This window comes from Kitasatospora sp. HUAS MG31 (assembly GCF_040571325.1).
Classification (GTDB): domain Bacteria; phylum Actinomycetota; class Actinomycetes; order Streptomycetales; family Streptomycetaceae; genus Kitasatospora; species Kitasatospora camelliae.
The window spans coordinates 7,085,070-7,102,166 of the sequence record NZ_CP159872.1 but is presented as its reverse complement, the minus strand read 5'-3'; the positions used below and the strand labels follow the sequence as shown (position 1 = coordinate 7,102,166).

20 protein-coding genes are annotated in these 17,097 nt (G+C 75.0%); 10 read left to right on the top strand and 10 right to left on the bottom strand.

Annotation, left to right across the window (positions count from 1 at the left end; genetic code table 11):
* Window positions 1-28: 28 nt before the first annotated feature.
* Genes ABWK59_RS32000 through ABWK59_RS31990 form a run of 3 tightly spaced genes read right to left on the bottom strand, consistent with a single transcriptional unit; the run spans window position 29 to window position 2,823 of the window.
* Window positions 29-679: a response regulator transcription factor gene (locus ABWK59_RS32000; protein ID WP_354644156.1), complete on the bottom strand. Its 651-nt coding sequence runs from the start codon at window positions 677-679 to the stop codon at window positions 29-31.
* Complete coding sequence (locus ABWK59_RS31995) at window positions 643-2,025, bottom strand: sensor histidine kinase (protein WP_354644155.1); 1,383 nt, start codon at window positions 2,023-2,025, stop codon at window positions 643-645. Before ABWK59_RS31995 ends, ABWK59_RS32000 begins: the two co-directional genes overlap by 37 nt.
* Before the next feature lie 9 nt (window positions 2,026-2,034).
* Window positions 2,035-2,823 carry a CPBP family intramembrane glutamic endopeptidase gene (locus tag ABWK59_RS31990; RefSeq protein ID WP_354644154.1) on the bottom strand — a complete coding sequence of 263 codons (789 nt, stop codon included), beginning with the start codon at window positions 2,821-2,823 and terminating at the stop codon, window positions 2,035-2,037.
* A gap of 162 nt (window positions 2,824-2,985) precedes the next feature.
* Here ABWK59_RS31990 and ABWK59_RS31985 point away from each other — a divergent pair, with 162 nt between their 5' ends.
* Complete coding sequence (locus ABWK59_RS31985) at window positions 2,986-3,966, top strand: PQQ-binding-like beta-propeller repeat protein (protein WP_354644153.1); 981 nt, start codon at window positions 2,986-2,988, stop codon at window positions 3,964-3,966.
* Between the two features lie 21 nt (window positions 3,967-3,987).
* Here ABWK59_RS31985 and ABWK59_RS31980 read toward each other — a convergent pair whose 3' ends face one another.
* The gene (locus tag ABWK59_RS31980) at window positions 3,988-4,704 is read right to left on the bottom strand and encodes a DUF3105 domain-containing protein (protein ID WP_354644152.1); all 717 of its coding nucleotides are present in this window, start codon (window positions 4,702-4,704) and stop codon (window positions 3,988-3,990) included.
* Between the two features lie 254 nt (window positions 4,705-4,958).
* On the opposite strand from ABWK59_RS31980, the gene ABWK59_RS31975 reads away from it, so the two are divergent.
* Complete coding sequence (locus tag ABWK59_RS31975; protein ID WP_354644151.1) at window positions 4,959-6,209, top strand: globin domain-containing protein; 1,251 nt, start codon at window positions 4,959-4,961, stop codon at window positions 6,207-6,209.
* A 40-nt stretch (window positions 6,210-6,249) separates the two neighbouring features.
* Here the strand turns inward: ABWK59_RS31975 and ABWK59_RS31970 are convergent, their stop codons facing one another.
* The 4 genes from ABWK59_RS31970 to ABWK59_RS31955 all read right to left on the bottom strand — a co-directional run bounded on the left by ABWK59_RS31970 (window position 6,250) and on the right by ABWK59_RS31955 (window position 9,187).
* Window positions 6,250-6,420: a hypothetical protein gene (locus ABWK59_RS31970; protein WP_354644150.1), complete on the bottom strand. Its 171-nt coding sequence runs from the start codon at window positions 6,418-6,420 to the stop codon at window positions 6,250-6,252.
* 302 nt (window positions 6,421-6,722) lie between these two features.
* Window positions 6,723-7,331 carry a maltokinase N-terminal cap-like domain-containing protein gene (locus ABWK59_RS31965; RefSeq protein WP_354644149.1) on the bottom strand — a complete coding sequence of 203 codons (609 nt, stop codon included), beginning with the start codon at window positions 7,329-7,331 and terminating at the stop codon, window positions 6,723-6,725.
* Between the two features lie 78 nt (window positions 7,332-7,409).
* Entirely contained in the window at window positions 7,410-7,877 is a 468-nt protein-coding gene (locus ABWK59_RS31960; RefSeq protein ID WP_354644148.1) for a MarR family transcriptional regulator, read from the bottom strand.
* A gap of 62 nt (window positions 7,878-7,939) precedes the next feature.
* Window positions 7,940-9,187: an MFS transporter gene (locus ABWK59_RS31955; RefSeq protein WP_354644147.1), complete on the bottom strand. Its 1,248-nt coding sequence runs from the start codon at window positions 9,185-9,187 to the stop codon at window positions 7,940-7,942.
* 38 nt (window positions 9,188-9,225) lie between these two features.
* Here ABWK59_RS31955 and ABWK59_RS31950 point away from each other — a divergent pair, with 38 nt between their 5' ends.
* From ABWK59_RS31950 to ABWK59_RS31915, 8 genes are all read left to right on the top strand, one after another.
* Window positions 9,226-9,873, top strand: coding sequence for a CGNR zinc finger domain-containing protein (locus tag ABWK59_RS31950; RefSeq protein WP_420492882.1), 648 nt, complete (start codon window positions 9,226-9,228; stop codon window positions 9,871-9,873).
* 155 nt (window positions 9,874-10,028) lie between these two features.
* A complete protein-coding gene (locus ABWK59_RS31945) occupies window positions 10,029-10,628 on the top strand; it encodes a dihydrofolate reductase family protein (RefSeq protein ID WP_354644145.1) in 600 nt (199 codons plus the stop codon).
* Window positions 10,629-10,714: 86 nt separating this feature from the next.
* Window positions 10,715-11,122 (top strand): DUF3224 domain-containing protein, encoded by a 408-nt coding sequence (locus ABWK59_RS31940; RefSeq protein ID WP_354644144.1) that lies wholly within the window; start codon window positions 10,715-10,717, stop codon window positions 11,120-11,122.
* Between the two features lie 247 nt (window positions 11,123-11,369).
* Entirely contained in the window at window positions 11,370-13,313 is a 1,944-nt protein-coding gene (locus ABWK59_RS31935; protein WP_354644143.1) for a S41 family peptidase, read from the top strand.
* A 130-nt stretch (window positions 13,314-13,443) separates the two neighbouring features.
* Complete coding sequence (locus ABWK59_RS31930) at window positions 13,444-13,995, top strand: NUDIX hydrolase (RefSeq protein ID WP_354644142.1); 552 nt, start codon at window positions 13,444-13,446, stop codon at window positions 13,993-13,995.
* Between the two features lie 161 nt (window positions 13,996-14,156).
* Entirely contained in the window at window positions 14,157-14,576 is a 420-nt protein-coding gene (locus ABWK59_RS31925; protein WP_354644141.1) for a VOC family protein, read from the top strand.
* A gap of 129 nt (window positions 14,577-14,705) precedes the next feature.
* The gene (locus ABWK59_RS31920; RefSeq protein WP_354644140.1) at window positions 14,706-15,668 is read left to right on the top strand and encodes a MerR family transcriptional regulator; all 963 of its coding nucleotides are present in this window, start codon (window positions 14,706-14,708) and stop codon (window positions 15,666-15,668) included.
* Between the two features lie 99 nt (window positions 15,669-15,767).
* Entirely contained in the window at window positions 15,768-16,346 is a 579-nt protein-coding gene (locus ABWK59_RS31915) for a DUF6368 family protein (protein ID WP_354644139.1), read from the top strand.
* Window positions 16,347-16,371: 25 nt separating this feature from the next.
* Here the strand turns inward: ABWK59_RS31915 and ABWK59_RS31910 are convergent, their stop codons facing one another.
* On the bottom strand, window positions 16,372-16,515 hold the full coding sequence (locus ABWK59_RS31910; RefSeq protein ID WP_354644138.1) for a hypothetical protein: 144 nt from the start codon (window positions 16,513-16,515) through the stop codon (window positions 16,372-16,374).
* 200 nt (window positions 16,516-16,715) lie between these two features.
* The gene (locus ABWK59_RS31905; RefSeq protein WP_354644137.1) at window positions 16,716-17,081 is read right to left on the bottom strand and encodes a hypothetical protein; all 366 of its coding nucleotides are present in this window, start codon (window positions 17,079-17,081) and stop codon (window positions 16,716-16,718) included.
* Between the last annotated feature and the right edge of the window lie 16 nt (window positions 17,082-17,097).

Genomic DNA, 17,097 nt, shown 5'->3' with positions numbered 1-17,097 from the left:
GCCCACCGCTCAGGGGCCCCGGCGGAGTTCACTGCTCGAGGTACGCCAGGACGGCCAGCACCCTGCGGTTGTCGTCCGCGGAGGGGCTGATCCGGAGCTTGGTCAGGATGCTCGCGATGTGCTTGGCGACGGCGCTCTCGCTGATGTGCAGGCCGTTCGCGATCGCGGCGTTCGACCGGCCCTCCGCCATCAGCTCCAGGACGTCCCGCTCACGGGGTGTCAGGCTGCCGATGGTGCCCCGGGCGTCGCCGCGCGACACCAGCCGGGAGATCACCTGAGGGTCCATCACCGTGCCGCCGGCGGCGACCCGGCGGACCGCGTCGACGAACTGCTCGGTGTCGGTGATCCGGTCCTTGAGCAGGTACCCGACGGCGCCCTCCCCGCCGGCCAGCAACTCGTTGGCGTAGAGCGGCTCGACGTACTGGGAGAGCACGAGGACGGGCAGGCCGGGCCGCCGGCGGCGGGCCTCCAGGGCGGCCTGCAGGCCCTCGTCGGTGAACGTCGGCGGCAGCCGGACGTCCACCACCGCGACGTCGGGGGCCGCGGCGCCCTCGTCGAGCAGGGCCTGCAGCAGGGACGGGCCGTTGTCCACCGCCACGACCTCGCACCCGTGCTCCCGCAGGGTGCGGGTCAGCCCGTCCCTCAGCAGGAAGAGGTCTTCGGCGAGGACGACGCGCACGGTATCTCCATGGTCACGGTGGTCGGTCCGCCCTGCGGGCTGTCCAGGGCGAGTGTCCCGTCGAAGGTATCCAAGCGCTCGGCCACCCCGGCCAGCCCGGTGCCCTTGGCGGGGTCGGCGCCGCCACGGCCGTCGTCGGCGACGAGGACGCGCAGCAGCCCGTCCCCGTGGGTCAGCGTGATCCTCACCTCGCGGGCTCCGGCGTGCTTGGCGGCGTTGGCCAGGGCCTCGCTGACGGCGAAGTAGGCGGCGGACTCGACGGGTGCCGGGAACCGGCCCGGCAGCCGGGCGTCGACGTGGACGTCCAGGAAGCTGTCCAGAGCCAGCGACTTGACGGCGTCGCCGAGTCCGCGGTCGGCCAGCACCGGCGGGTGGATGCCGCGGACCAGGTCGCGCAGGTCCTGCAGGGCCCGCTCGGAGGTGCGGCGGACGTCCAGCAGCAGCTCCCGGGCGGTCGCCGGATCCGCCTCCAGCACCCGGGTGGCCCGGTCCAGTGTCATTCCCAGGGCGACCAGCCGGGCCTGCGCGCCGTCGTGCAGGTCCCGTTCGAGGCGGCGCAGTTCGGCGGCCAGGGTGTCGTGGGCCCGGCTGCGGGTGTCGGTGAGGTGCTCGATCCGCCGATTCAGCCGGGTGCTGCGCGGCGGGGCGAGCAGCGGCCGGCCCGTCCGGGCGTGCCCGCGCAACACGGCGGGGGCGAGGAGGAGGCCGGCCGCGGCGAAGGCCAGGCCCAGGAGCAGCGCGGCGAGCATGGTCGCGGTGCTGTGGACCGGCACGAAGGCGTACCAGTTGCCCTCGCCGAGGGCCCGCCAGACGAACGGCTGCACCAGCGCGCCGAACACCCCGTACTCGACCAGCGCCGGGGGGACGGCGACCAGGAGCCCTCCGGTCACCGGCTCCAGCCAGGCCCAGCGCAGGTCGCGCCAGAACCCGTCGTCGGCGAGAAGCGCGCCGGCCTGCCGGCGGGCCGGAGCGGTGCGGTCGGCGGGCAGGGGGTCCGGCGGGTCGATCCGCAGGCCCGTCCAGCGGGCGGCGCGGGCGCGCGAGCGGTCGGACAGCCGGCGCAGCGCCCGGGCGGCGGGCGGCAGCAGCCGGAGGCCGACGCCCACCGGCACCAGCAGGAGGGCGAGCGAGACCAGCGCGCCGACCGCCGAGGCCGCGAGGGCGTGCAGGCTCGCCAGTTGGCAGCGGCCGAGCGCGACCCAGGCGGCGGTCCAGGCCGAGGTCCAGGCCGCGGCCCGGGAGCGGGAAGCGGTCGGGGCCCGGGAGGGAGCCGCTCCGGAGGGGGCTGGGCTGGAGGGGGCTGGGCTGGAGGCGGCTGGGCGGGGCGTGTCGGGCGTCGCTCGCATCGTGGGGGCCTACCGAACGGTTTCCATGATCCTCGGAAGCCTATCCGGCGCCGGCGCCGCCCTCCAGCCGCGCCTGACGCCCCACCAGCTCCACAGCACGGCCGCCACCAGGCAGGAGGCGCCGAACAGCACCATGGGCGGCACGGCGCCGGACTCCTCGTCCATCAGCACCAGCATGCCGAGGTTGACCAGGGCGTGGAACCCGCCGGCGAACGGGAGCCCTGCGACGCCGGTGCCGTCGAGGGCCCACCCCATCACCACCGACATCGACACTGTGGCCACCAGGAACGCCCCCGCGTACATGGGGTGTTGCGCGAGGACCTGGACGTGCCAGACGCCCCAGGCCGCGCCCACCGCGATCGAGGCCGGGAGCACCCCGAGGCGGGTGCGCAGCAGCGGCTGCAGGAAGCAGCGCCATCCGATCTCCTCCCCGCACGCGCCGATCAGCTGCGCGGCGGCGATCAGGGCGAACGGCGCGCCGGGACGGGTCGGATGCGCGTCCCCGGTGAGCGCCGCGTACGCGCCCGCGCTCACCGCGATGACCAGCGGCGCGGTGACGAGCAGGACCGCCGCCCGGCCGCCCCGGCCGCGCAGCCCGCCCGCCAGCAGCACCCGGACCCGCCCGGGCCACAGCAGCGCGGCGACCGCGACCCCGAGGGCCGGCCCGAACTGGGTGAGCTGGATGACCTCCACGGGTATCCGGGTCGCGGGTTGGAGGGCGCCGAACAGGCCGGCCGCGAGGAAGGAGACGACGAGGAACAGGACCGTCGCAGGGAGGAGGGCGGGTGTCTTTCGCATACCGACGACGATGCCGGAGCGCGGGGCCGCCGTCATTGCACCTGGGTACCCAGTTCAGGGTGTACCTGGGTACACCCCCGTGCGGCTATCCTGACCGGTTCGCCGGAGGGCGGGCGCGCCGGAGGGCAGCGGCGCTCTGGAGGTGGAAGCGGGAGGGCGGCCGTGGTCGCGGAGTTGTGGGAGCGGGTCCTGCACCAGCGGGGCGCGCACTCGGCGGTGGCGGTGGCGGGTGAGCGGGTGGTGGTGCACGAGCGGCGCACCCGCCTGGTGTGCCTGGGGGCGGCGGACGGTGCGGTCGCCTGGGACATCCCGGTGGGGACCTGGCCGCGGGCGCTGGTCGTGACCGGCGAGCGGTTGCTCGTGCTGCCGCAGGACCCGCCGGTGCTGTCCTGCGTCCGCCTCACCACGGGCGAGGTGCTCTGGCGGGCCGGACTGCCGCGCTGGGCCGGGCACGTCGCGGTGGCGGACGGCGTGGTGCTCGCCGGCGGCTGGCGCGGCTACACGCCGCTGACGGCGCTCGACCTGACGGACGGTCGGCCGCTGTGGCGGTCGGCGGCGCCGGTGACGACGGAGCTGCCGGTGGCCTGGGCCGGCGGGCTGCTGCTCGGCACCGGTTCGAGGGCCTGGCTGATCGATCCGCGGGACGGGCGGGAGCGGGAGTCCTGGGAGCTGCCCCGGCCGCTGGCCGGCGCCGACGCGGGCGCGGTGTTCACCGTGCTCGACGCCGACCGCTGCGCGGTGCGCGGCGGCGGGGGCTCGGTCCTGGTGCTCCGGCGCCCGGCGGGACGGTCCGAGTCGCTGACGACCCACGGGAATCCGCTGCTGGGCGGGGCGCCCCTGGCCGTGGGCGGGATGCTGTGGCTGCGCGAGCGGCGCTCCGGGGGAGAGTACCTCGTGGTCGATCCGCTGGACGGGACCCGCAGCCGGCGGACCGGCGTGGGACGGATCGTGGTGCCCGGGGTGGTGCCGACGGCCGGGGGTGCCGCGGTCGCGACCGAGGACGGCGGGCTGTTCCACCTCGACGGCGAGGGCCGGGTGTCCGGACGGGAGCGGCTCGGCGGCCGGCTGGCCGGCGTCCACGCCCTGGGCGGCGGCCGGCTGCTGGCGGTGGACCGCGGCAGCCTGCGTGCGGTCCGGCTCTGACGGCGCCCGGCCACTCCCGTCTCAGCCCCGGGTGAGCGGCATGGACCCGGCGCTGCACGAGGCGCCGGGCTCCTGGGTCTGCGGGCCCTGGACGTACCGGGTGAAGAACTGTTCCACGCGCGGGTCGGAGGCGCTCTCCAGGACGAGTTGGGCGCCCCAGGCGGTGAGGGTGAGGATGCCCGGCTGGTCGGGGTAGGGGCTCAGGAAGGAGTACGGGGTGGCCCTGACCCGCGCCGCGAGCGCCTGCACGTCCGCGGCACCGGCCTTGGCGTTGTAGGTGACCCAGACGGCGCCGTGCTCCAGGGAGTGGACGGCGTTCTCGTCGGCCACCGGCCGGTCGTAGACGGTGCCGGTGCACTCCAGCCAGACCGGGTGGTGGTCGCCGCCGACCGGCGGGGTCTGCGGATAGGCCACCTTGGTGGTGACGTGGGTGCGGGACAGGTGGTCGTAGGTCCTCACTCCGGGTATCGGAGCGCCGGCGGTGTCGGTTCGGTCCTGCTGGTCCCGCCGGTCGGTCCGGTCGGTCCGGTCCTGCCGGGCGTCGAGGACGAGCAGAGCGCCGCCGCCGGCCAGTCCGGCGAGCAGCAGGCCGGCCACCGCGAGGAGGGCGAGGGTGCGGCGGCGCTCCCGGCGGTGCTCGGCGGCGCGCAACTCCGCGATCCGGGCGCGGCGTTCCGTGCGGTCGGCCGGCCGGCCGGTCCGGGGGTGCGACGGCGCGGGGGTGGGGCGGCGGCCCATGGTGAACTCCTCGTCGGCGATGGGGTGTCCGCCGGGCGGACGTGGGCGGGGCCAGCGGGGTGGGGTGGTGCCGCGCCGTCCGCCAGTCAAGGTCCCGGCGCCGGTCGCGGACAAGGGCCGAACGGCCCCTCCCCCGGCCGCCCCAACCGCTCCTGCACAGCGGATCCCGCAGGTCAAGGGCCCAACGGCCCTACGCAGCCACCCCGAAGAGTCCATGATCAACAGGGACCTGACGCATCGTTAGTCTGCGCGCCATGGAGATCACCAGGAGCACCGAGTACGACCGCCTGCTCGCCCGGCACCACGCGATGCGCCTCCGGCGGCAGATCCTCGCGCCCGCCGCCCCACCCGCCCGGACGCCCGCCGGGGGCCGGCCCGGGCACCCGTACGACGGCACCGGCGACCAGCGGCTGATCCTCCGGCACCTGGAGCAGGTCACCCCGTTCGACGGCCTCATCGGGCACCTCTACGACGACATGTTCCTGCGCAGGCCGTACCTGCGCGCGCTCTTCCCCGCCTCGATGGAGTTCCAGCGGGAGCACCTCGAGCGGATGTTCCGCTACCTGATCGAGCACCTGCACCGCCCGGACCACATGACGGCCGTGCTGCACCAGCTCGGCAGCGACCACCGCAAGCTCGGCGTCCGGCCCGCGCACTACGCCGCGTTCGAGGAGGCGCTCCGCGCCGGGCTGCGCACCCACGCCGGGCCCGGGTGGAGCGAGGAGGCGGAGCGGGCGTGGATGCGGATGCTGCGGTTCGCGGTCGGGGCGATGGTCGATGGCGCGGAGTCGGCGCTCACCGAACCCCCGTACTGGCCGGGCACGGTGGTGGGACACGAGCCGCGCGGCCGCGGCACGGCGGTGCTGCGCATCCGGACCGGCGAGCCGTACCCGTACCGGGCCGGGCAGTACGCGACGGTGGAGTCGCCGCTGCTGCCGCACAGTTGGCGGCCGTACTCGATCGCCTGCGCGCCGCGGGCCGACCGCGTGCTGGAGTTCCACGTCCGGCGCACCGGGCCGGGCGGGGTGAGCGAGGCGCTGGTCGACCGTACCGCTGTCGGGGACCCGGTGCGCCTCGGGCCGGCGCGGGGCGGGATGACGGTCGACGGCGGCGGACGCGACCTGCTGCTGGTCGCCGGCGGTACGGGGCTGGCGCCGATGAAGGCGATCGTCGAGGAGCTGACGGACCGCCGGGTGCGGGGGCAGCGGGTGCACCTGTTGGTCGGTGCCCGGGGGCGCGCGGACCTCTACGACTGGGAGGCACTGGCGGAGTCGGGCCCCGGCCGGCCGTGGCTGGACCTGGTCCCGGTGCTCGGGCACGACCCGCGCCCGGACGGGCGGCGGGCGATGGACGAGGCGCTGGACGGCCGCGACTGGTCCGAGCACCTCGCCTGCGTCAGCGGCCCGCCCGGCATGGTCGACGCGGTCCGCACCCGGCTGCTCGCCTCCGGCCTGCCGGCCGACCGGATCCGCCACGACCCGGTGACCACGGCCGACCACGGTTGAGCACGGAGGGAGCCGGACGGCCTGTGCACCGCGGCTGGGATCATGGACGCATGCCCGAGGAACCGAACCCGCCGTCCACCCCGTGGCCGTCCACCCCGTGGCCGCTCGCCCCGGCGGACGCGACCCACTGGCTGCTCGCGCTGTGCGGCGACGGCGTGACCGGGTTCATGCCCCCGGCGATGCCCGACGCGGCCTGGGTGCTCAACGCCATGTACGAGCACGAGCGGGGGCCGGGCGAGGTGTCCCACCACGAGGACCGCCGGGCGCGGCTGGCGGACGGGAGCATCCCGCGCGCCGTCCTCGCGGGCGTCGACCTCGACGCGACGGGCGTCGCCACGGGCGGTGGGCTGGGCCGGGCCGAGCACCCCGGCCCCGGCTGGCGGCGACTGCCCTGGGCCGAACTCGCCCGCCGGACCGGCGACCCGATCGTGCCCGAGGGGCTGCTGCCCTCCCACCGCTGCTTGACCCGACCCGTCCCGTCGCCGGTGGGCCCCGTTTCCGGGAGAAGGGTGCTCAGCCGCGGCGTACGGCGGTCGCGAAGACGGCGCGGGCCGGGGTGCCGTCCGGCCGGGTCCAGCCGGCGAGGAGCCGGACCGCACCGCCCTCGTCGCCGCCGTCGCCCGGAGCGTCCTCGCCGGTGCCGGTGGGGCGGAGCACGCGGCTGATCCGCAGCTCCACCGGCTCACCGGAAGCGGCGCCGTGGACGGTGACGGTCGGGTCCGGGGTGTCGCTGTGGTCCTGGTGCTGCGGGACGGCCTCGCCGCGCAGGAGGGCGCGCACCTGGGCCGTCACCACCGGGTCCCGCACGCCGTCGTAGATCCAGCGGGTGCCGAGCACCCCGTGCTCGGAGGTGCCGATCAGGGCCTCCTCCGAGGCGCCCTCCAGCGCCGCGCCCCGGTACCCGAGCGGCACCAGGTACGCCACCGGCTCGGGGCCGGCGGTGTCCACCACGACCATCAGCTCGATCCCGACCTCGCCCTCCGGATCGTCCAGCCGGAACCCGCCCGCCTTCACCAGCTCCGGCGCGCCCGGACCGCCCGCGTACCAGGGCTGCCCGGGCAGCCATGCGGTGAGCAGCTCGATCTTGGTGGGCGTCATGGTGGTGTGGTGGATCGCGGCCATGCGGACTCCCTGGTGGGTCGATGCGGTCGGTTCCCTGACGGGACGTGACCGAACCTAGCGGACACCCCGCCCGCGCTCTCAGGCCGGTTCGGCGCCGGTGTTCCGGATCATCTGCTGGAGCACCCGGAGCGTCGTGACGTAGTCGGCGTCGTCGATGCCCCGGTGGATGCCCTCGCGGATGGCCGGGGCGTGCTCCTTGAGCCCCGCGCGGGCCTCGTCGCCGGGTTCGGTGATCCACAGCCGGCCGTCGCCGTCCCGGGTGAGCCAGCCCCGCCCGAGCAGGATCTCGGCCTCGGCCTCCAGGTCGTCCTCGGCGCGGAGGTAGCCGCGCATGGCCTCCCGGAGTTCGGCGACGGTCATGCCGTCGCCGTCGGGCGAGATGTCGTGCTTCGACAGGTGCCGCAGCAGCCAGAACTGCGGCTGGGAGAAGCCCTGTTCGGCCATCCGTGCCCGGGTGAAGCCGATCAGGGCCTCGTAGGCGACGCCGGTCCAGTACGCGGCGGGCTGGTTGACGAGTTCGGCGTCGGTCCACTGGTGTGTCGTCATGTCGGTATCCCCCTGGGGTGATCGCTGGTACGGCCACCGTAGGACTTCAAGTGAGCTTGAGGTCAAGACCGGTCTGCGGCCGGGGACGGCGCGGCCCGGGGAACGGTCCGTACCGCCAGGGTGGCCAGCGCCGCGACGGCGGCCGCGAGCAGCAGGGCGGCCGTCACCGAGCGGGCGGCGACCGGGCCGGCGGCCGCCGCGCCGAGGGCGAATCCGCTGATCTTGAGGCTGGCACCGGTGGTGAAGACCTGGCCGCGCAGGTGCTCCGGGGCCTCCCGGTGGCGGACCGCGAACAGGGCGGTCAGCTGGGGGCCTTCGCCGAGTCCGAGCAGCAGCGCCGCCGCGAGGAGCACGGCCGGACGTCCGGTGGCCGCCAGCAGCAGCGCCGCCGCCTGCACCGGCGCAGCGGCCCGGACGATCACGTCGGGGGCGATCCGCCCGGGGAAGCGGGCGAGCAGGGCGTTGACCGCGAGGGCGGAGACCGCGGCCACGGAGAGCAGCACCGCGCCCCGGCCGGCGCCGCCCAGCGCCTGCTCGCCGAGCAGCGGGACGCAGACCGCCAGCATCCCCTGGGCGGCACAGCAGCCGACCGAGACCAGGGTCGCTCCGGCCAGCGCCGGGGTCCGGGCGATGGCACGGGTGCCGGCGGCGAGGTCACCGACGAGCGAACGGCCGGCCGAGGAACGCAGCACGGGCCGGCGCAGCACGGGCCGACGCAGCGCCGGCGTACGCGCCACCGGTCGGCGCGCGGCCGGGAGCCGCCAGGCGGCGGGCACGGCGAGGGCGACCAGCACCGCCGCGGTCACCACCGCCGCCGGCGCGCCGAACCCCTGCGCCACCACGCCGGCCAGGGCCGGGCCGAGCAGTGCGGCGGCGCTGAAGCTCGTGGAGTCCAGGGCGTTGGCCCGCGCCAGGCCGTCCTCCGGCGCCACCCGCGGGAGTTGGGAGGTCCAGCCGCCGGACAGGGCCGGTCCGACCAGGCCGGCGAGCACGGCCACCGGGACCAGGGCCGCGACCGGGAGCCGTCCGAGCCCGCCGAGGACCACCGCCAGGCCCGCCGCGTACAGCAGCAGCGCGGCGGCCAGCAGCCGTCCGGGCCGGGCCGCCCGGTCCAGCACGGCGCCGAGCACCGGGCCGCCGGCGGCAGCGGCCACCGTGAGGCCGGCGAGCAGCGCGGAGGCCTCGCCGGTCGAGCCGGTGGCGGCGAGTCCCGCGAGCATCAGGGCCGGTCCGGACATCTCGTCGCCGGTACGGGCCGCCACGGCCCCGGCGAGGTACCCGGCCACGCCGGTGGAGCAACGCTTCTTCACCCGCGAGACGCTACGAAGGTAACGCAGACATGCGCAATATGCGTTACATTCGCCCGGTGACCGCCGCCCACGGTCCCGCCGGACCGGACACCCCCGCTACCCCCGCGCCCGCCACCCCGGCCCCCGTCGGCCGCGCCGGCGACTGGGTCACCCGCCACTCCGCCCCGACCACCGCCGCCCGCACCGCTGCCCTGGTCAACGTCCTCGCCCAGGACGACCCCACGCCCGAGGCGGTCGCCGCCGTCCTGCGCGCGTACGGCGAGGCGCACCCGGTCGAGCTCACCGAGCGGGACGTCGCCCGGATGCGGACCGCCGCCGACCTGCTCCGCGAGGTCTTCGCCGCCGAGCACGTCGACGGCGCGGCGGCCGCGCTCGACCGCCTGCTGCGCGAGCACGCCGGGCCGCTGCGGCTCACCACCCACGGCGGCACCGGCCCGTGGCACCCCCACCTCGACCGCGACGACGACGCCCCCTGGGACGAGTGGCTGCTGGCCTCCTCCTGCCTGGCGCTGACCGTCCTCGTCTGGAACCACCAGCGCCCGCCGGGCCGGACCTGCGCCTCCCCCACCTGCCGGAACGTCTTCGTCACCCAGGGCCCCGGGCCCGAACGCCGCTACTGCTCCCGCCGCTGCGCCACCCGCGAACGCGTCGCCGCCCACCGCCGGCGGCCCGGCGGACCCGCGTAGGCCCCGCGTAGGCCCCGGAACGGCAGCGGTGCACCCCGGACCGCCTCGCGCCCGTCCGGCCGGAACCGGCCCAACCCGCCCTGCTCGATGATCTTGTGACGGTGTGTCGGCCGACCCTAGGGTGGCTGCGGATCCCACCAGGAGGAGCGAGTCCGTTGCGCATCGTGATCAGCGAGTTCATGAGTCTGGACGGCGTGGTGCAGGCCCCCGGCGGCCCGCGGGAGGACACCGACGGCGGCTTCGCCCACGGCGGCTGGACGCACCCCTTCTTCGACCCCGAGGTGGTCGGCGGCGCCTTCGACGACGCGCTGGGCAAGGCCGCGGCACTGCTCTTCGGCCGCCGGACCTGGCAGACCATGGCCGCCGCCTGGCCCGGCCGCGCCGGCGACCCGTTCGCCGACCGGATGAACGCCATCCCCAAGTACGTGGTCACCACCACCCTCGGCGACGCCGACCTGACCTGGGAGAACACCACCCGGATCCCCGGCGACCGGGCCGTGGAGCGGATCGCCGAGCTGCGCGCCGAGGAGGGCGACGACCTGCTGATCATGGGCAGCCCCTCGCTCGGCCGGGCCCTGCTGCACGAGGACCTGGTGGACGAGCTCCGCCTGATGATCATGCCGGTGCTGCTCGGCGGCGGGAAGCGGCTCTTCCCCGAGGACGGCGGCCTGCGCACCCTCGAACTCGCCTCCACCACCATCAGCCCCACCGGCGTCCACGTCTGCACCTACCGGCCGGTCGCCGCGAAGGCCTGACCCGGGCGAAGACGGGCGCGCGCAGCGACCTCCGCACCGCGGCGAGCGCCCGTGCACGCGCCGGAACCCCCCGTAGGATCCCGGCCATGAGAGCTGACGGAACGTTCACCGTGAAGTCCTTCGTCCCGACCGAACTGGTCCCGGACCCGGCCATCGAGACCGGGCTCCCGGTCGGCGTCGCGAAGCTGGAGAAGCAGTTCGACGGCGAGGTCACCGGCCGGTCGGCGACCCTGTTCACGGCGGCGTTCGACCAGGCGACCGGGGTCGGCACCTACCTGGCCATGGAGTCCTTCGACGGCGCACTGAACGGCCGGTCGGGCGCGTTCAACTTCGTCCACTCGGCCACCACCACGGGCAGCGACCGGACGGCGGAGTTCTTCCACATCGTGCCCGCCAGCGGCACCGGGGAGCTGGCCGGGATCACCGGCGGCGGCAGCCTGACCGTGGACGCCGACGGCACCCACCGGATCTCCTTCGCGTACGAGCTCGCCTGAGCACACCCCGGAGTCGGGCCCACGCCCCCGCACCCGTCCACGCGCCCGCCGGCCCCCCGACCGGCGGGCGTGCGCCGTTCCGCCCTCGCGCCGGTAGCGCACGCGCCGCGCGCACCCGCCGGCCGCGCTCCCGCCGACGGGCGTCCGCCCAGGGGACATCCCGCCCGGGCGGCTCATCCGGGCCGGGCCACCGCCCGATAACCGGGGTCGAGCACCACGCGTGCCGTACCGACCCTCAGGAGCCGCCGTGACCGACACCACCGGCCGTTCGATCCCCGACTTCGTCCCCCACGCCGCGGAACCGGTGCGCGAGCACCTCGCCGCGTCCACCGACCTCGCCACCTTCCTCCAGGGGGCGGGCCTGCTGACGCTGGAGGAGCGCCGACTGATCGCCGCGCAGGCCCTGATCCTGCTGGAGCAGAACTACGTCCACCTGCCGCTCAAGGTGGCGATGCACGCGATCAACCCGGTGCAGCGGCTGCGGCTGCTGGTCCACCGGCTGGAGCGGCAGACGGCTCAGACCATGCCGCCGGAGTGGATGTTCCACACCGAACTCTCCGAGATCTTCCACTCGCTGGGCGACCTGCACACCAACTACCTGCTGCCGCAGCCGTTCAAGGGCAAGATCGCCTTCCTGCCGTTCCTGATCGAGCGGTACGCCGACGCGCAGGGCAGCCACTTCATGGTCACCCACCGCGCCCAGGGCTTCAGCGCCCCCGGCTTCGGGCCGGGCACCGAGATCACGCACTGGAACGGCATCCCGATCGCCGCCGCCGTGGACCTCAACGCCGCCCGGTTCGCCGGCAGCAACCCGGCGGCGCGGCGCAGCCGCGGGGTGCAGTCGATGACCGTCCGGCCGCTGCTGCTCCACCTGCCGCCGTTCGAGGAGTGGGTGACCGTCAGCTACACCGACCCCGACGGGACCGCCCGGGAACTGCGGGAGAGCTGGCGGATCGTCGACAACCTGCCGCCGTTCGTGGACACCGACGCGGTCAGCGCGGTGGCCGCCGCCCAGGGGATCGACCTGGAGGCGGACGAGGCCACCCGCGCCAAGGTGCTGCTGTTCGCCCCGCGGGTGGTCGCCCAGGCCGAGGCCGCCGCGGCCGGCGAGCCCGTGCCGGACCTCCAGGCCGGGGAGATCGCCACCACCCTGCCGAAGGTGTTCCGGGCGCGGGTGGTGCAGACCTCCGCCGGCACCTTCGGCCACCTGCGGATCTTCACCTTCAACGTGGACGACCTCCGGACGTACCTCGACGAACTGCTGCGCCTGATCGACCTGATGCCCGAACGCGGCCTCGTCCTGGACGTCCGGGACAACGGCGGCGGGCTGATCTTCGCGGCCGAGTTCGCGCTCCAGCTGTTCACCCCGAAGCGGATCGCCCCCGAGCCGGTGCAGTTCATCAACTCCTCGCTCAACCTGCGGATCTGCCGCCGGCACCAGGACGACCGGCAGATCGACCTCGGTCCGTGGGTGGCCTCCCTGGACCAGGCCCTGGAGATCGGCGCCGCCTTCTCCAGCGCGTTCCCGATCAGCCCGGAGGAGGGCGCCAACGCGATCGGCCAGCGGTACTTCGGACCGGTGGTCCTGATCACCAACGCCCGCTGCTACTCCGCCACCGACATCTTCGCGGCCGGCTTCCAGGACCACGGCATCGGCCCGGTGCTGGGCACCGACGACTGCACCGGCGCGGGCGGCGCCAACGTCTGGACCCAGAAGCTGCTGCACGACCTGCTGGCCGACGACCCCGCCTCACCGTACGCGGTGCTGCCCAAGGAGGCGGGCATGCGGGTCTCCATCCGCCGGACGCTGCGGGTCGGGCCCAACTCCGGGACGCCCGTGGAGGACCTCGGCGTGACGCCGGACGCCCTGCACGCGATGACCCGGCGGGACCTGCTGGAGGACAACGCCGACCTCCTCGACCGGGCGGGCCAGTTGCTCGCCGGCCTGACCCCGCACGAGGTGTCGATCACGGACGCCAGCGCGGCCGGCACCGACCTGCGGCTGCGGGTACGGACGGTCAACGTCGACCGGCTGGACGTCTACGTCGACCAGCGCCCCCGCGCCTCGCTCGACCTCGCCGACGGCCATGCCGACCTCACCGTCGCCGACGCCGCCGCCGCCCGGTCCGCCCGGGTGGAGGGCTTCGTCGCCGGCCGCCTGGTCGCGAGCAGCACCGAGCAGCTGTCGTAGCGGCCGCCACTCGTCGGCTGCGGTTGTCCGCCGATCGTCGTCGGGGCTGCGGAACGCCCCCGGCGACGGCCGGCAACGCGTAGGGTCGGCACGGCGGATGCCTCCAGGACCGGAGAGAGGGGTGGCCGGGATGGCCGAGCGGAGCGGACGTTGGACCCGCACGAACCGGGACGTCCTGCACAGCGGCCGGTTCATCCGTCTGCTCGCCGACACCGTCGAGGGCCCGTACGCGCCGCCGTTCCGGTACGAGCACATCGAGGTGGCCGACGCCGTCCGGGTGGTGGTACTCGATCGGGACCGCAGGATCCTGCTGGTGGAGGACGAGTTCTACTGCACCGGGCTCCGGATGCCGCACCTGCCGGGCGGCGGGGTGGAACCCGGTGAGGCGCCGGAGGCGGCGGCCCGGCGGGAGTTGGAGGAGGAGACCGGGTGGCGGGCCGGCCGGTTCCAGGCGCTCGGCCTGGTCCACCCGCTGCCGGGCAGCACCGGCGCGGCCACCCACCTCTTCCTCGCCACCGACCTGCGGCCCGGCCGGATGGCCCGGGACGACACCGAGGCGGGCATGTCCGTGCACCGCCGCCCGTTCGCCGAGGCGCTGGCGATGGTCGACGCCGGCACGGTGACCGAGGCCGGCAGCGTGGCCGCCCTGCTCCGCGCCGCCCGCCTGCTCGGCACCGACTGACCGGCGCCGACCGTCCTGCGCCGGTCTCCGGGCTGCGCCGTGGAGGCTGTGGCAGGGGCCTACAATGCCTGAGGCCGTGTGCACACGTCCCATCCCCCGCCCGGCCGTCGGGCCCACCCCTGCGAGGACGAGTTGCCCAACCTCTCCCACCCGCCGACCGCATGACCCGGCCGAGCCACGGAACGCTGCACCACGTCGAGATCTGGGTCCCCGACCTCGACCGGGCCGTCGCCTCCCTCGGATGGCTGCTGGAGTCCCTGGGCCACACGCTGTTCCAGAGCTGGGAGAAGGGGCGCAGCTGGCGGCTCGGCGCGACCTACCTGGTCGTCGAGCAGTCCCCGGCGCTCACCGCCGACAAGCACGACCGGTGCCGCCCCGGCCTGAACCACCTGGCCTTCCACGTCGAGGACCGGCCCACCGTCGACGCCCTGGTCGCCGAAGCGCCCCGGCACGGCTGGACCCTGATGTTCGCGGACCGCCACCCGCACGCCGGCGGCCCGCAGACCTACGCCGCCTACCTGGAGAACACCGACGGCTTCGAGGTCGAACTCGTCGCCCTCGACCCGGCCGCCCCGCACTGACCCCGACTCTTCCTCCGGCTGCCCCGGCTGCCCCGGCTGCCCCGGCTGCCCTGGCGGCCCTGGCGGCCCGGTGGGCGGGCTTGACCTTGCCCCCGGGGGCAAGGTTTAGGGTCCACGGCAGGTGATGAGATGAGAATCAGTGAAGTGGCGCGACGCGCCGGTGTGACCGCGAAGACGGTCCGCTACTACGAGACCCTGGGGCTGATCAGCCCCGCCCGGCTGGCCAACGGCTACCGGGACTACTCCGAGCAGGACGCCCGGATGGTGCGCGAGGCCCGGGCGCTCAACCGGTTGGGCATCCCGGTCGAAGGGACCCGCCCGTTCCTCGACTGCCTGGCCGGAGGCCGCGACCACGCGGACGACTGCCCGTCCTCGCTGGCCGGTTACCGCGCGGCCATCGACGACCTGACCGTACGGATCGAGGCCCTGACCGCCCGTCGGGCGACGCTGACCCGGCACCTGCGGGACGCCGCCTACCGCAACAGCCACGCCGCACGGCCGGGCGAGGAGGAGGACCTCGTGGACGACGACGACCCGCGCCGGCTCCCGCTCGGACTGCCCGTCCCCGAGGACGACGGCGCCGCCGACCACCTCACCGGCCTGACCCTGCCGGCCCTCGACCTCCCCAGCACCGCCGGCGGCAGCGTCGCCCTGCACACGCCGGGCCCGCGCCGTACCGTCGTCTACTGCTACCCGCTCACCGGCCGGCCCGACACGGACGTGCCGGAAGGCTGGGACGCCATCCCGGGAGCCCGCGGCTGCACGGCCCAGGCCTGCGACTTCCGCGACCACCACGACGACCTCGTCGCCGCGGGCGCGGCCCGCGTCCTCGGCCTGTCCAGCCAGGACACCGCGTACCAGCGGGAGGTCACCGAGCGGCTGCGGCTCCCCTTCCCGATGCTCTCCGACACCGGACACCGACTGGCCCGCCTGATCGGCCTGCCGACCTTCGAAGCCGCCGGGGCCACGCTCTACAAGCGGATCACCCTGATCATCCGCGACGGCGTGATCGAGCACGTCTTCTATCCGATCTTCCCCCCGAACGAGCACGCCGGCCAGGTCCTGCGCTGGCTGCACGACAACCCCGCCTGACGAGGTACCCGGCCGCGGACCCGAATGATCAGGCGTCCGCCCTCCGATGCTGGTAGAACCGGGTCCGGACAGCAGGGACAACGGCGCTGAGGGGGCGACATGTCGGGGCCGACGGTGGGGTTGTGGCTCTTCGAGCCGATCGGGTTCGGGGAGATCCTGACCGAGGTGGTCCCGTGGCTGGAACGCTTCTGCGAACCGGTCGAGACCACGGCGAGCGGCGCCCTGGACTTCCGGGTGCGAGACGGTGCGGCCGTGGGCCTGCCGGCGATGGACCCCGACGGAGTCGGCCCGTTCCTCCTCGCGCGGGACGAGGAGGTGGCGGCGCCGGATGAGGACTACTCGGCGTTCTCGCGGCCTCCGGTGCGGGGGCTGGTCCTCTGCGCCGCCTGCTCCGGCCCGGCGAACCACCTGCTGCTCGGCCACCTGACCCGCGCACTCGCCGAACGCCTCGGAGCGTGGATCGACTTCGACGGCCTTCTGACCTGCACCACTCCGGGCGATGACACCGATGAGGAGGCGCTCCTGGTCCGGGCCAGGGCGCTCACCGCCTCACTCCCGGGAAGAGTCGAGGAGGTCTGGTACGACACCTGGGGCGGTGAGCGATGGCTCAGGCACGTCGGTGACGTCGAGTTCCTGGCGGCCTGGCTGCGGCATCCGGCCTTCCACCTGATCAAGTAGCGCGCCGCTCAAGCGGAGACACCCATCAGGCGTCGGCGCTCGGGAGCTTGCGGAGGAGTTCCTCCTCCGTGCAGGTCTGGTCGGGGTCCTCGAGGACGCACAGGTTGTAGCCGCGGCCGTCGCGCTGGACCTCGGCGCCGAGCACCAGACACCCCAGGACCACCCCCACGCGCCACCGCGAACCACCCACCCGCTCCCCCGCTCCCCCTGCCGACCCACCGCCCACCGCCCGCCGCCCGCCGGACCCGGCGTCGCCCCCAGGTCGTTCCGACGCGTCACAGGGTGCCACAGGTCCGGAGCCGGATCGTCTGTGCAGGTGCACCCGGTACTCCACCAGGCACGGAAGCAGGTCCCTCGACATGGGTGGGGCTATTCATCGAGGTACCGGTGTCTGGCGTCGGCGGGCGAGATGACGAGCCGGCCCTCGCGGACCTGCCATTCGGTCGTCCCGTCGGCTTCGTGGCTGGCGAGGAACAGGCCCCGGATGCGGTCTCCGTCCTCGTCGGACGCCGGGATCCGCGCGATCTCGCCGATCTGGTCCGTGAACCAGTCCAGGGCCGACGCGCGGATGTCGGCTCCGTAGAAGAGGTAGTGGGTCCAGTTGACCTGCTGCCGAGGTGTGCTCCATCCGTGGGAGTAGTGATCGTCGGCGTGGGACGAGATGATCTCCCGGACGGTGACGAGTTGCGTCGCGTCGCACTCCAGCCATCCTCTGACCGACACGTAAACGCCCATCTGTCTGTCCTTTCTG

What these genes read in the sequence shown, in the direction of transcription:
- ABWK59_RS31970 (WP_354644150.1), bottom strand. Translation starts at nt 6,420, where the DNA reads ATGGCGTTGAGCACCCAGGCCGCGTCGGGCATCGCCGGGGGCATGAAC.
- ABWK59_RS31905 (WP_354644137.1), bottom strand. Translation starts at nt 17,081, where the DNA reads ATGGGCGTTTACGTGTCGGTCAGAGGATGGCTGGAGTGCGACGCGACG.
- ABWK59_RS31980 (WP_354644152.1), bottom strand. Translation starts at nt 4,704, where the DNA reads ATGGGCCGCCGCCCCACCCCCGCGCCGTCGCACCCCCGGACCGGCCGG.
- ABWK59_RS31975 (WP_354644151.1), top strand. Translation starts at nt 4,959, where the DNA reads ATGGAGATCACCAGGAGCACCGAGTACGACCGCCTGCTCGCCCGGCAC.
- ABWK59_RS31960 (WP_354644148.1), bottom strand. Translation starts at nt 7,877, where the DNA reads ATGACGACACACCAGTGGACCGACGCCGAACTCGTCAACCAGCCCGCC.
- ABWK59_RS31995 (WP_354644155.1), bottom strand. Translation starts at nt 2,025, where the DNA reads ATGCGAGCGACGCCCGACACGCCCCGCCCAGCCGCCTCCAGCCCAGCC.
- ABWK59_RS31930 (WP_354644142.1), top strand. Translation starts at nt 13,444, where the DNA reads ATGGCCGAGCGGAGCGGACGTTGGACCCGCACGAACCGGGACGTCCTG.
- ABWK59_RS31915 (WP_354644139.1), top strand. Translation starts at nt 15,768, where the DNA reads ATGTCGGGGCCGACGGTGGGGTTGTGGCTCTTCGAGCCGATCGGGTTC.
- ABWK59_RS31940 (WP_354644144.1), top strand. Translation starts at nt 10,715, where the DNA reads ATGAGAGCTGACGGAACGTTCACCGTGAAGTCCTTCGTCCCGACCGAA.
- ABWK59_RS31920 (WP_354644140.1), top strand. Translation starts at nt 14,706, where the DNA reads ATGAGAATCAGTGAAGTGGCGCGACGCGCCGGTGTGACCGCGAAGACG.
- ABWK59_RS31990 (WP_354644154.1), bottom strand. Translation starts at nt 2,823, where the DNA reads ATGCGAAAGACACCCGCCCTCCTCCCTGCGACGGTCCTGTTCCTCGTC.
- ABWK59_RS31950 (WP_420492882.1), top strand. Translation starts at nt 9,226, where the DNA reads ATGCGTTACATTCGCCCGGTGACCGCCGCCCACGGTCCCGCCGGACCG.
- ABWK59_RS31925 (WP_354644141.1), top strand. Translation starts at nt 14,157, where the DNA reads ATGACCCGGCCGAGCCACGGAACGCTGCACCACGTCGAGATCTGGGTC.
- ABWK59_RS31965 (WP_354644149.1), bottom strand. Translation starts at nt 7,331, where the DNA reads ATGGCCGCGATCCACCACACCACCATGACGCCCACCAAGATCGAGCTG.